Source organism: Trinickia sp. Z7, from assembly GCF_056498045.1.
The window spans coordinates 108,205-120,929 of record NZ_JAUEQW010000011.1 but is presented as its reverse complement, the minus strand read 5'-3'; the positions used below and the strand labels follow the sequence as shown (position 1 = coordinate 120,929).

General features: G+C 64.7%; 14 protein-coding genes. 2 read left to right on the top strand and 12 right to left on the bottom strand.

Translation table 11 applies throughout. From position 1 onward, the window contains the following. Positions 1 to 59 precede the first annotated feature (59 nt). Both QQS38_RS18810 and QQS38_RS18805 read right to left on the bottom strand, forming a co-directional pair. Entirely contained in the window at positions 60 to 317 is a 258-nt protein-coding gene (locus tag QQS38_RS18810) for a BrnA antitoxin family protein (protein ID WP_479646860.1), read from the bottom strand. Further along, positions 295 to 573, bottom strand: a complete 279-nt coding sequence (locus tag QQS38_RS18805) for a BrnT family toxin (protein WP_479646859.1) — start codon at positions 571 to 573, stop codon at positions 295 to 297. Before QQS38_RS18805 ends, QQS38_RS18810 begins: the two co-directional genes overlap by 23 nt. A 283-nt stretch (positions 574 to 856) precedes the next feature. Here QQS38_RS18805 and QQS38_RS18800 point away from each other — a divergent pair, with 283 nt between their 5' ends. Continuing rightward, entirely contained in the window at positions 857 to 1,303 is a 447-nt protein-coding gene (locus QQS38_RS18800; RefSeq protein WP_479646858.1) for an SRPBCC family protein, read from the top strand. A gap of 126 nt (positions 1,304 to 1,429) precedes the next feature. Here QQS38_RS18800 and QQS38_RS18795 read toward each other — a convergent pair whose 3' ends face one another. The 10 genes from QQS38_RS18795 to kynB form a co-directional block, all read right to left on the bottom strand. Then, a complete protein-coding gene (locus QQS38_RS18795; protein ID WP_479646857.1) occupies positions 1,430 to 2,431 on the bottom strand; it encodes a sugar-binding transcriptional regulator in 1,002 nt (333 codons plus the stop codon). Between the two features lie 40 nt (positions 2,432 to 2,471). After that, positions 2,472 to 3,953 carry a xylulokinase gene (gene xylB / locus QQS38_RS18790; RefSeq protein ID WP_479646856.1) on the bottom strand — a complete coding sequence of 494 codons (1,482 nt, stop codon included), beginning with the start codon at positions 3,951 to 3,953 and terminating at the stop codon, positions 2,472 to 2,474. 121 nt (positions 3,954 to 4,074) lie between these two features. Beyond that, entirely contained in the window at positions 4,075 to 5,472 is a 1,398-nt protein-coding gene (gene dalD / locus QQS38_RS18785; protein ID WP_479646929.1) for a D-arabinitol 4-dehydrogenase, read from the bottom strand. Positions 5,473 to 5,607: 135 nt separating this feature from the next. Further along, on the bottom strand, positions 5,608 to 6,390 hold the full coding sequence (locus tag QQS38_RS18780; protein WP_479646855.1) for a metal ABC transporter permease: 783 nt from the start codon (positions 6,388 to 6,390) through the stop codon (positions 5,608 to 5,610). Continuing rightward, the gene (locus QQS38_RS18775) at positions 6,383 to 7,336 is read right to left on the bottom strand and encodes a metal ABC transporter ATP-binding protein (protein ID WP_479646854.1); all 954 of its coding nucleotides are present in this window, start codon (positions 7,334 to 7,336) and stop codon (positions 6,383 to 6,385) included. The genes QQS38_RS18780 and QQS38_RS18775 overlap by 8 nt, the downstream gene beginning before the upstream one ends. Next, entirely contained in the window at positions 7,333 to 8,247 is a 915-nt protein-coding gene (locus QQS38_RS18770) for a metal ABC transporter solute-binding protein, Zn/Mn family (protein ID WP_479646853.1), read from the bottom strand. The genes QQS38_RS18775 and QQS38_RS18770 overlap by 4 nt, the downstream gene beginning before the upstream one ends. A 29-nt stretch (positions 8,248 to 8,276) precedes the next feature. Continuing rightward, positions 8,277 to 8,750 (bottom strand): Fur family transcriptional regulator, encoded by a 474-nt coding sequence (locus QQS38_RS18765; RefSeq protein WP_479646852.1) that lies wholly within the window; start codon positions 8,748 to 8,750, stop codon positions 8,277 to 8,279. Between the two features lie 227 nt (positions 8,751 to 8,977). Further along, the gene (gene kynA, locus QQS38_RS18760) at positions 8,978 to 9,949 is read right to left on the bottom strand and encodes a tryptophan 2,3-dioxygenase (RefSeq protein ID WP_479646851.1); all 972 of its coding nucleotides are present in this window, start codon (positions 9,947 to 9,949) and stop codon (positions 8,978 to 8,980) included. 19 nt (positions 9,950 to 9,968) lie between these two features. Beyond that, positions 9,969 to 11,219, bottom strand: coding sequence for a kynureninase (kynU, locus tag QQS38_RS18755; RefSeq protein ID WP_479646850.1), 1,251 nt, complete (start codon positions 11,217 to 11,219; stop codon positions 9,969 to 9,971). Positions 11,220 to 11,310: 91 nt separating this feature from the next. Beyond that, positions 11,311 to 11,937, bottom strand: a complete 627-nt coding sequence (gene kynB / locus QQS38_RS18750) for an arylformamidase (protein WP_479646849.1) — start codon at positions 11,935 to 11,937, stop codon at positions 11,311 to 11,313. Positions 11,938 to 12,067: 130 nt separating this feature from the next. Between kynB and QQS38_RS18745 the strand changes: the two genes are divergently transcribed. After that, a complete protein-coding gene (locus tag QQS38_RS18745) occupies positions 12,068 to 12,556 on the top strand; it encodes an Lrp/AsnC family transcriptional regulator (RefSeq protein WP_479646848.1) in 489 nt (162 codons plus the stop codon). The last annotated feature ends 169 nt before the right edge of the window (positions 12,557 to 12,725 follow it).

Here is a 12,725-nt window from a genome sequence, read left to right as displayed (position 1 = left end):
GGCCTGGAACAGGTTTTTTCGAACGCATCGCTCGGCGCACTAGTCGAACCGCATCGCTGTTATGCGTGCCGCTCCTGATGCGCGAGCATATAGGCCCGCAGCAGTTTGTTGATGCGCGTTTGATAGCCTTGGCCTTGCGCCTTGAACCAGTTCAGCACGTCGACGTCGAGCCGCATCGTCACCGCTTGTTTCTGCGGGACGTGAAGTTCGGCGCGCGCGAAAAAATCCTCGCCCAGCTCGGGCATATCGCTGGTGTCGATGTGTTCGTCTGTCAGCTTCTCGACTCGTCTCCAGTCAGTTTTTGACGCTTTGCTCATAACGTTTAGCCTCATGCTTGGTTGCTTTGCGGGCGGAGACGATGCGTATGACCGGCCCGCAGCGCTCGACATATACGACGACGGCCATGATCGTCCTCATCCACCCGGGGGCGATCCAGCGCTCTTCACCATAGTCTTCGCGGCCATCGAACGCCGTGAGCACAGGATGGTTGAACACGTCGATCGCATCGGCAAAATCGATCCCATGTTTGAGAATGTTGATTCGATTCTTCCTTTCGTCCCATTCGAACTCCACAGCTCACCTACTTGCAATTGTATTGACATTTGTACGCACGTGCTAGGGGGCTTTACCCCAGCGTGCGAACGCTGGCGGTCCACCGAGCGGTTTCTGCCGCGCGAGAGAAGCGATTGGGGAATGTGAGGGATAAGGCGCCAGGGGCGCGCGCATCGGTGACTTAACAGGACGAAGGGAAAGGGCTCGAAGCGTCCGACCAGCGGCGCCCGGCCTTGTCGATTTTGGGCGGTTTCATTCGTCGAGTAGGATCGAAGGGGCTGTCCCTTCGTCCATGGAGCCCAACATGCCTACCAGCACGATCCGCCTGCACCGTGTTTTACGCGCCACGCCCGAACGTATCTACCGAGCTTTCCTCGACGCGGGGGCGCTAGCGAAGTGGCTTCCGCCCAATGGATTCACCGGCACCGTTCATCAGCTTCAGGCCGAAGTGGGGGGCAGCTACCGGATGTCGTTCACGAATTTCACGACTGGGGACGGGCATGCCTTCGGCGGAGACTATCTAGAGTTGGTCCCGCACGAGCGGATCCGCTACACGGGCAAGTTCGACGACCCGAACCTGCCCGGCCAAATGCAAACGACGGTATCGCTGACGCAAACGCCATTCGGCACGGAGATGAACATCGTGCAAGAGGGCATACCGGAAGTCATTCCCGAGCAAGCCTGCTACCTCGGGTGGCAGGAGTCGCTGGCCCTCTTGAAGTTGCTCGTCGAAGCGGAAATCCGGCAATAGCGAAGAATGCGGACGTGGGGGTGCGCGGCCACGCCAAGGCGGCGAGATGCTCGGCCACGGCCGCGTCTGCGGTTCTCGCTTCGTTCAGGTGAGCCTAGCGGCCGGGGCTCGAGCCTCGGGACGGCACTAGGCGCTTGCGTGCGCGCCGCGTCCTTTGGCCCGCTTGGTGGCCGCATGCTCCCCTTCATCGAGTGCAGCGCGGGCGCATGCCTCGTCGGTTACGAGCCCCGATAACCAGCCGCCCTTGAGCACCGCGAGCACGGCGCCATGTTTGCGCGCACCGCCGGCAAAGCCGATCGTCGGGCGCTTGGGCGGAGAGTCGAGCGGAACGCTCGTCACGCGCCGCCCCGTCGGCGCTTCGACTCGAGCGCCGTCGGCATCGATCGGCAGTCCCAACATTTCGGCCACGGCGCCGCGGCCGGTCAACTCGCCGACTTCGGCCGCGGTGATGAACCCGTCGATATGCAAGGGGCACTTCGGCCCGATGTCGCCGATGCCGACGAACGACACGTCCGCCTTCGCCGTCAACGATTCGACGATGCGGTAAAGCCGGTGATTGACCCACTGCGCGCGCTCGGCCTCGCTGTCCGCGATCAGCGGAGCAGGCAGCAGAAAATGCTTGCCGCCCGTCTTCTCGGAAATGTGCAACGCGACGTCGTAGCGGTTGGACGAACCGTCTTGCGCGATCGCGCCGACCATCGAGACGAGCCGATGTTGCGGCCGATCGATTTGTGCGAGCTGATCGACGGCGGCTTTCAGCGTTCGTCCGCTGCTGACCGAGACGATCATCGGTTTTTCCTCGGCCAAGTATCGCTCCATGACCTGCGCACCGGCGACGGCGAGCTTGCGATCGACCGCTTCGGGCGTGTCGTCGTCGACGGGAACGACTTCGCACATCGATAGGCCGTAGCGGGCTTTGAGCTGCTCGGCCAGCGTCAGGCAATCGGCGAGTCGATGCTCGATGCGCACCCGCACGAGATTCTTCTCGACGGCGAACGCAACGAGACGCTGCGCCACAGGGCGGGACACCTGGAGCTTTTCGGCGATCTCGTTTTGCGTATTGCCCGCGACGTAGTAGAGCCACGCCGCGCGTGTTGCCAGGTCGAGCTTTTCGTTGGATTTGGACACGATCGTATGCGCTGAACGGATGAGACTGCGACGGAGAAAATCAAGCCAACCGCGCGCGCGAGGGCTCGAACAGCGGCCGCACGTGGCGGTAGAGCTCGCGGTAGGCGGTTAGGCGCGCGCGCAATTGCGCGTGACGCTGCGGGTTCGGCGTGAACTGTGCGACCACGGGCGGTTTGGCCAGGACCTCTCGCGGCTCCCCGCCCGCAGCAAGCCAGCCCAAGCGCGCCGCACCCAGCGCCGCGCCGGTTTCACCGCCGCCGTGCTGACGTGTCGTGGTGGAGAGCGCGTCGGCCAAGAGTTGCGCCCAAAACGCGCTGCGTGCGCCGCCGCCGAGCAGCGAGAACGCGCTCGGCGCGGTGCCTGCCGCCGCAAGCGCGTCGAGCCCGTCGGTCAGCGCGAGCGTGACGCCTTCGAGCACCGCATAGCCAAGCAGCGCGCGATCGGTCGCGTGCGTCATGCCGAAGAAGACGCCTTGCGCGTAGGGATCGTTATGCGGCGTGCGCTCGCCCGAAAGGTAAGGCAGAAAGATAGGCGCCGATTCGAGCGCATCGGGCGTGAGCGCGGCGGCTTCGCCAACGAGCGTCGGCTCGTCCGTGCCGGTCAGCTTGCACACCCAGCGCAGGCAGCTCGCGGCCGAGAGCACGACGCTCATCTGATGCCAGCGGTCGGGAATCGCATGGCAGAACGCATGCACGGCAGAGGCCGGGTTCGGCGAAAAGCGGTCGCCGACGACGCACAAGACGCCCGAAGTACCGAGCGAGACGAAGCCATCGCCCGGTTCGGTTGCGCCGATGCCGATCGCGCTCGTCGCATTGTCGCCGCCGCCTGCCGCGACGACGACCTCCTTGCCGAGCCCCCATTCGCGCGCGATGTCGTGCCGCAACACCCCCGAGGGCGCGCTGCCTTCGCAAAGGGCGGGCATTTGCGCGCGGCTCATATCGCAGGCGTCGAGCAGCGCATCGGACCAATCGCGCCGCGCGACGTCGAGCCAGAGCGTGCCCGCGGCGTCGGAGGGATCGGAGACTTTCTCGCCCGTCATGCGCAGCCGCAGATAGTCCTTGGGTAGAAGCACGCACGCGATGCGCCGAAAAATATCGGGCTCGTGCCGGGCGACCCACAGCAGCTTCGGTGCGGTGAAGCCCGGCATCGCCAGATTGCCCGCCACCGCGTGCAATTGCGGCGCACGCCGGGTGAGCTCGTCGCATTCCGCGTCGCTGCGCATGTCGTTCCAAAGGATGGCCGGGCGCAGCACGCGATCGGCCGCATCGAGCAATACGGCGCCGTGCATTTGCCCCGAGAGGCCGATGCCGCGCACCTGTGCGAACGCGTCGGGGCACACGGCGCGTAGCTTCGCGATGGCCTCGCAGGTGCCGCGCCACCAGTCGGCCGGGTCTTGCTCGGCCCAGCGAGGGTGCGGGCGCGAGACGTGAAAGGGCGAGCCGGCCGTGGCGAGCACGCGTGCGTCGGGCGACAGCAACAAGACTTTGACTTCTGACGTGCCTAGGTCGATGCCGAGATACATGGCGGGCGGCCCCTTGGTCGATGCGGTGATTCGTGACGAAGACGAGAACGAAGACGACAAGGCGAATGCGCTACTTTAGCCGCGCAACACGCGATGCGCCAATGTGCTTGGCCGACGCGCGTCAGCGCGAGGCCAGCCAGGCGTCCACGCGTTCCAGCGCAGCTTCGATTACGCGCAGCAGCCGTGCATCTTGCGCCATGCTGCCCCAAAGCGTTCGCGCGGCGCAGAATTGCCCGAGCGGATTGGGCGCGGCGAACCATGCGCGCACTGCCGCTTCGTCGAGCAGTCCATCCTGATAGGCATAAGGCAACGCGCCTTGCCGCCAGCGGTCGAGGAAACGGAAGAACAGCGCCGGCAAGATCGCCGTGGCGTTGGGCTGAGCGTTGCGCGCGAAGCACTCCGCCAGCGTCGGTGCGATGAACCCGGGAATTTTCGAGAAACCGTCCGCCGCGACACGCTGATTCGTGTCCTGGATGTACGGGTTGCTAAAGCGATCGAGCACGACATCGCGGTATCGCGCCAGATCGAGCGGGCTCGGCGTCAAACAGGGGATCACGTCTTGCGTCACGTACTCGAACGCGAACCGGCGCACGTCGGGATCGACCGTGCCCTCGTGAATATAGGTGTGGCCGACGAGCGTGCCCGCCCAAGCGATGCAGCTGTGGCTCGCGTTCAAGATGCGGATCTTCGCTTCTTCGTACGGATGAACGGAATCGACGAGTTCGGCGCCGACGCGTTCCCACGCGGGCCGGCCCGCCTTGAAGCGATCTTCGATGACCCACTGGATGAACGCTTCGCCCATGACGGGGCAGGCGTCCGGCACGCCGGTCGCTTCGAGCACGCGGGTGCGCACTTCCTCGGTCGGGCGCGGCGTGATGCGATCGACCATCGAATTGGGGCAGGCGGTGTTGTGTTCGAACCAATCGAGTAGCGCCGTCTCGCCGCGCGCTGCGAGAAACGCCCGCATGCCGGCCTCGAAGCGCTCGCCATTGCTGCGCAAGTTGTCGCAGCTTTGCAGCGTGACGGCGCCCGAACCCGCCGCTCGCCGAGCCTCGAGGATCGCGGCGAGCGCGCCGTAGATCGTCGTGCGCCCGCCCGCCAAATCGGCGGCCAGGTCCGGATTCGCGGTATCGAGCCGATCGTGCTCGTCCAGGTAATAGCCGCCTTCGGTCACGGTAAACGAAATGATCTTGCAGGCCGGATCGGCGCCGGCTTCGACTAGCGGTGCAAGCGTTGCGGCCCATGGCAGCACGCGCTCGATAGAACGAATCGTTTCGTAGGCGCGTTCCCCTTGAGGCGTGACCGTCTCGAGCGTATAGACGCCTTTCTGTTTCGCGAGCGCATCGAGCGTGGCGTTCATATCGCCGCGAATATTGCCCACGACGAGAGACCAACGCGCCTCGCCCGGCGGCGTCGCGGCGGCGAGCCGATGTAGATACCAGGCCTGATGGGCGCGATGAAATGAACCCACACCCAAGTGCAAGATGAAATTCGAACCGCTGCCGCGCTCGCTAGCCATCATGTGTCTCCCGCTCCAAATCGGAGCTTTTGTTCTCCGGATGAGCGAATGATCGGTTTGCGGCGCGCGAAAGTCAAGGCGCGCTGCAACGAAGGCGAACTTCGAAACGAGGCGCCAAGGTGCGGGACTGCGCCGCTATCGCCGGCGCAGCAGGCTAGCGCCGTAAATGAGGGCAGACAGCGCGGTGATCCAAAAGCTCGTCGGCCAATCGGTGTAGAACGCCAACGTGACGCCGAGCCACGCCTGCACCAGCGCGAAGAGGGCGGCCAGGGCCACGCCCGTCGCCAGCCGCGTGGACAAGTTCTGGGCGGCGGCGGCCGGTCCCACCATCAAGGTGAAAACGAGGAGCACGCCGACGATTTGGGTGCAGGCCGCGACGGAGAGCGCCGCGATGGCGAGAAATAGGACCGAAACGAGGCGCAGCGAGACGCCCTTGGCTTCGGCGAGCTCCGGTTGAAGCGTTGCGAACAGAAGCGGCCGGGTGATTGCGCCCAATGCGAGCAGGCTCGCGGCGGCGATACCGGTGAGCACGAAGAGCGTCGAAGTCGTGACGCCCAGCACGTTGCCGAACAGCAGCGCCGTGACTTGCGTCGCGTAGGCGGTGAAGAAGTGCAGGAACAGTAGCCCGCAACCGAGGGCGAGCGAGAGCACGACGCCGATCGCCACGTCTCGGCCGGCCAGGCGTTCGCCCAGCGCGCCCATCGATATGCCTGCCGCCAACGTGAAGCCGATCATGCCCCAGAGCGGCGAGATGCCGACGAGCACCGCGCCGGTTGCGCCGGTGAACCCGACGTGCGACAGCGCATGTCCGGCGAACGTTTGTCCGCGCAAAACGAGGAAATAGCCGACGATGCCCGCGAGCACGGCGACGATTCCAGACGCCGCGAACGCATTCACCATGAAATCGTAGTCAAACATCGTGCGTGTGCCCCTGTCCATGTCCGTGTCCGTGCGAATGGCCATGATCGTGCGCGGCGCCGCTCGTGCGATTTGCTGGTTCCGCGCCGCTTTCATGCTCATGCCCGTGATCGTGCTTCTCGACTTCCACATCGCCGGACATGACGAAGATGCGTCCGCCCACGCGCACGACGTCGATGGGCGCGCCGTAGAGCCGCGACAGCACGGGCCGCGTGATCACTTCATCGACGGTGCCGAGCGCCGCCGCGCCGTTGCCGAGGTAAAGCACGCGATCGATGGCATGGAGCAACGGGTTCAGTTCGTGCGCGGAGAACAGAACGGTGATGCCCAGTTCGCGCTGCACGCGCCGCACCAGTTCAACGACGATTCTTTGACGATGGGGATCGAGGCTGATGAGCGGCTCGTCGAGCAACAGCAGCCGCGGTTTGCCGAGCAGGCACTGCGCGAGCAGCAGGCGTTGGCGCTCTCCGCCCGAAAGTTCAGATAGCGGGCGGGCGGCCAGCGCTTGTGCGCCCACCAGATCGAGCACGCGCTCGACGTCGGCTCGCGTTGCCGCGTCGGCGAGCGGTAGCCCCCACTTATGGCCGTCGGCGGCCATCGCGACAAAATCGCGTCCGAGCACGCGCCGGCTCGCGAGCGCGCTGCGCGTTTGCGGCATATAGCCGATAAACGGATTGCCGCGTTCCACGTTGCGCCCGCCGATGCGAATCGCGCCGCGCGCCACGGGGACGAGACCGAGCACCGCGCGCATGAGCGTGGTCTTGCCTGCGCCGTTGGGGCCGAGCACGCCGATGAACTCGCCTTCTTCGATGGCGAGGCTTGCATCTTTCAGGATCGTGCGCCCGGCGAGCGCAAGCGAAACGCGATCGAGTTCGAGGGCGGGGCTGCCCGTGCAAGGGCGGACGGCGGCCGCAGGCTGCGCAGGGAGTTGCCTTTCGTCGTTCATGGCTGGCTATCCCCCAGTGCTTTTGCGAGCAAGTCGATTTGCCCGCTCATCCACTGTTGATAGGTTTGTCCGGCCGGCTCGGTTTCGGTGACGCGCACGGCCGGCACTTGCGCTTGCTTGGCCAGCGCCAGCATGCGCTCGGTCAGTTTGCTGACGGCTTGGGCGTTGTAGATGAGTGCGCGGACGCGTTTGCCGCGCAAGTCTTGCTCGAAGGCGACGATGTCGGAGGCCGCGGGCTCGGTATCGTTCATGACCGACAGTTGAAAGCGGGTGTTGCGCATCCCTAGACCGATCGCATCGGAGAGATAACCGGCAACGGGCTCGGTCGCAGTCACGGGCGTGCCCGCATACGATTTGCCGAGTCGTGCGATGTGCGCCTCGATGGGCTTGAGCGATTCGATGAAGCGGGCCAGGTTCGCGTCGTATTGCGCGCGATGTGCGGGATCTGCCGCCGCCAGTGCTGCGCTCACCGCACGCGCGACGGCGGGCATGGTTTGCGGTTTGTACCAGAGATGAGGATTGTCGCCGGGTTTGGCGCCGACCAGCGTCGCCGCCACGATGACGGTGCGTTTGGCCGTGGGCGACGCGGCAAGCAGCTTTTCCATCCAAGGATCGTAGGCTGCGCCGTTATAGACGACGAGCGTCGCGCTGTGCAGTGTGCGCGCCGTTTTGGGGCTGGCCTCGAAGAGATGGGGATCTTGGTCGGGGTTGCTGAGAATGCTCGTCACGTCGACGTAATCGCCGCCTAGTTGTTTGACGACGTCGCCGTAAAAATTCTCGGCCGCGACCACGGTCACGCGGGCTTGCCCTGCGAACGCAGGCGTGCAAGGCGCAAATGCGGCCATGGTCGCGAGGCCCAGTGCCGTCCCGATGCGCACGGCAGCGCGCGCGATCGCGCGAATCGAATTCATTCGTTCTCCCGATTGAGCTTTGCTTGAGATCATCGCGGCGAAGCCGGGGCGCGTTTGCGCTTGCAGTCGCTGCACAGCCCGCTCAGTTCGACGACTTGCTTGTGCACTTCGAAGCCGTGTGCGGGCGGCGACGACGAGAGTCGCTCCGCGAGTTCTTCGCCCGGGATCTCGAGCGTTTCGCCGCAGCGTTCGCAGATCAGGAATTGGCTTTGATGCGGCTTGCCGATTTCGCAGCAGGCGACGAAGGCGTTGCGCGATTCGATGCGATGAACGAAACCGTGTTCGACGAGAAAGTCGAGCGCGCGATAGACGGTCGTGGGCGGTACGCGCCCGCGTTCCGGTTCGAGTGCGGCGAGCAGATCGTAAGCGCCAATGGGCCTGCCGGCCGCCGCGACGAGTGCGTAGACCTGGCGCCGCAATTGAGTGAGCGTCAGGCCGTGCTCGGCGGCGTATGCGTCGGCATGGGCGAGGCGCTCGTTCAAGGAGAGGGTATCGGCCGGCATGGTGTCGTCCCGGGTGATGTATCGATGACATGATATAACATATCAATCGATCGCACTCAGGTAAGTGCGACGCCTTATCCACGGCGAACTCGCCAAACTTGGCATAGGCCCGGGCACGCGAGCCGCTGACGGTGGAGCGCCCGAACGCCGGAAGCTATCCTTGCGCAAGGTAGCCGCGCGAACCGAGCTCACGCGCGGGCTCATGCGCAGGCGATGCGGCGCCGAACCTACAACACGGTCCGTACGTGCCAAAGCTCGGGAAACAGCACGACGTCGAGCATCTTGCGAAGATAGGGCGCGCCGCTCGTGCCGCCCGTGCCCTGTTTGAAGCCGATGATCCGCTCGACCGTCGTGACGTGGCGGAAGCGCCATTGCCGGAACGCATCTTCGAGATCGACCAACTCTTCGGCCATTTCGTACAGTTCCCAATGCTCGGCGGGGTTGCGATACACCTGCAGCCACGCTGCTTCGACAGAGGCGTCGTGGACGGTCGGCCCAGTCCAATCGCGGTCGAGCCGCTCGGGCGCGATCGAAAATCCGCGCCGCGCGAGCAGACGCACCACTTCGTCGTAGAACGAAGGCGCTTCGAGCGCGGCCTTCACATCGGCGAGCACGTCGGCCCGATGCGCATGCGGCTTGAGCATCTGCGCGTTCTTGTTGCCGAGCACGAATTCGATCTGTCGGTACTGATACGATTGAAAGCCCGACGACGAACCAAGATACGGGCGCATCGCCGTGTATTCCGACGGCGTCATCGTCGCAAGGACGTTCCACGCCTGCACGAGCTGCTCCATGATGCGCGAGACGCGCGCCAGCATCTTGAACGCGGGCGGCAGTTCGTCGCGCTGCACGCAAGCGAGCGCCGCGCGCAATTCATAGAGCGCGAGCTTCATCCACAGCTCGCTCGTTTGATGCTGAATGATGAACAGCATCTCGTTGTGGTCCGGGGAGAGCGGGTGCTGCGCATGCAGGATCGAGCCGAGCGAGAGGTAGTCGCCATAACTCATCGATTTGGAGAAATCGAGCTGCGCGTCGTGCCAGCCAAGGTCGTCTTGGGGCACGTGCGGCGCCGCCTTCAAAATGTCGCCCTCGGCTTCATCGGCGCCGGGACCCCCGTGTCCGAACGGGCAGCCGCCCATGCTCCGCGGCGCGCTTTCTTGCGTTTCGGGCAGGTCGGATAAGCGCATATGTTCAGTCATTTCGGGCTCCTTGCTTGATTCAGGTGACCGAATGCCGGGCGGCGAATTCGGGCGCGCGCCACGCATCGGTTTCCAGCACGTCGCGCAGCGTCTCGACGGCGTCCCACACATCGACGAAGCGCGTATAGAGCGGCGTGAACCCGAACCGCAACACGCGCGGTTCCCGGTAGTCGCCGATCACGCCGCGGGAGATCAAGGCCTGCATGACTTCATAGCCGTGCGGATGCTCGAAGCTGACGTGCGAGCCGCGCTGCGCGTGGGCGCGCGGCGTGACGAGCGTGAGCGGCTGCCCGGCGCAGCGGGTCTGCACGAGATCGATGAACGCATCGGTGAGCGCAAGCGACTTTCGCCGGATCGCCTGCATATCGGTGGCGAGAAAGACATCCAGCCCCGCTTCGACGAGCGACATCGAGACGATCGGCTGCGTGCCGCACAGAAAACGCCCGATGCCTTGCCCCGGCGCGTAGACCGGATCCATTTCGAACGGCGCGCGATGCCCCCACCAGCCCGACAGGGGCTGCGCAAGCGCATCCTGATGGCGTTTGGCGACCCATGCGAAAGCGGGCGAGCCGGGGCCGCCGTTCAAGTACTTGTAGGTGCAGCCGACGGCGAAGTCGGCATGCACGCCGTTCAGATCGACCGGCACCGCGCCGGCCGAATGGGCCAGATCCCAAAGCGCAAGCGCGCCCGCACGCTGAATGACCTGGGTGAGCGCGGCCATGTCGTGCATGTAGCCGGTTCGATAGTTCACGTGCGTGATCATGGCCACGGCCGTATCTTCGCCGATCGCGTCGGGCAACTGCGCCGGATCGTCGACGAGCCGCAGCGAATAGCCCCGGTCGAGCTGCTCGATGAGCCCTTGAGCGATGTAGAGATCGGTCGGGAAGTTGGCCCGCTCCGAGACGATCACGCGCCTGCGGGAATCGCGCTCGTTGGCCATCTTGAGCGCCGCTGACAGTAGCTTGAACAGATTGACCGAGATCGTGTCGGTCACGACGAGCTCGTCGGGCGCGGCGCCGACGAGCGGTGCGAGCTTATCGCCGAGACGGCGCGGCAACGCGAACCAGCCCGCCGCGTTCCAACTGCGAATGAGTCCTTCGGTCCACTCGTGCGCGATGACCGCTTGCGCTCGGGCGGCGGCGGCAATGGGCGGCACGCCGAGCGAGTTGCCGTCTAGATAAATGACGTCGGGCGTCAGCGCGAACCGGTCGCGCAACCGTGCAAGGGGATCGTCGCCGTCGCGCGCGATCGCATCGTTACGAGTCTTCATGTGTTCATCGAAGGTTGAAAGCAATGAAAGTCGGCGCGTGTGGGAAAAGCCGAGGGGAACGGTTCGAACTCGGCGAACGGGCGTGCCGCGGTTATCGCCTGAGCACGGCCCGCACGGGGCTCGCATCGAGCGTGGTGAACTTGAGCGGCAATGCGATCAACTCGTAATCGCCGGGGGCCACATCGTCGAGCACGAGCCCTTCCAAGATCGACATCCGTTGGGCGCGCACGCGCCCGTGAGCGTCCATCGCCTTCGACTCTTGCGGGTCGAGCGATGGCGTGTCGATGCCGATCAGCATGACGCCGCGCTGCGCAAGGAAGTCGATGCTTTGGGGAGCGACGGCGCAAAAAGCGCTGTCCCAGCGCGTGGCCGGGGCATGCGCGTACGTGCGCAGGAGGACGCGCGGGGGCAGGGCGTCGGCGTAAGGGGCGAGATGTTCGGGCAAGACGAGCGGCGCGGCGCCGAGACAATGGATGACGCGGCACGAGCCCAAGTAGGGAGCGAGAGGGACGGCTCCGATTGCGGCGCCCTGCGCGTCGTAATGCAAGGGTGCGTCGGCGTGCGCGCCCGTGTGCGGCGAGCAAGTCAGCCGCGCCACGTTCACGGGAGAACCGGCCTCCATGCGCCAAACGCGCTCGACGCTCACCGGCGTGTCGCCGGGCCAGACCGGCGTATTCGGTCCGATCGGGGCAGAGATGTCCCAAATTGTCTCCTGCATGTCTCCTCACTCGTCGGCAAGCCTTGCGTCGATGATAGGCAACTTCGCGCGCAAAGTGCTTGCGAAATTCTCGCCACCGACCGGCCGGACTAGAACATAATTCGAGATAAACCTAAAACGGGGGCCAAAAATGAACGCGATCTCGCTAGACGCCACGGATTGCCGCATCCTCAGCGTCCTACAGAACGAAGGCCGGATCAGCAATCTGGACCTTGCCGACCGCATTTCTCTGTCGCCGTCGGCGTGTTTGCGCAGGCTGCGGTTATTGGAAGAGCAAGGCGTGATCGAGCGTTATCGGGCGTGCCTGAACCGGGAGGCGCTGGGTTTCGAACTCGAAGCTTTCGTCCAGGTTTCAATGCGCAACGATCAGGAAAATTGGCATGAACGGTTCGGCGACGCGGTGCGCGCCTGGCCGGAAGTCGTCGGCGCGTTCGTCATCACCGGGGAAAGTCATTACCTGCTGCATGTGCTCGCGCACAATCTCAAGCATTACTCCGACTTCGTGCTGAACAAGCTGTACAAGGCGCCCGGCGTCATGGATATCCGCTCCAATATCGTGCTTCAGACATTGAAAGAGGACTCGGGCGTGCCGGTCGCCGCGGAAGGCGGCCCCCGCTAGGACGCGCCGAGCCTAAGAAGAATCGAAAATGGCGCGCGGGCGAGGGGAATTCCGTCCTAGATGACGGTCCGAATGCACTTGCCCGCGAACGTCGACGTATGTTGTGCGCTCTTTGCGACCTTGCATGGAGGAGGCACAAATGAAGTGGAAAGAAGCAGCTATCGTTGGC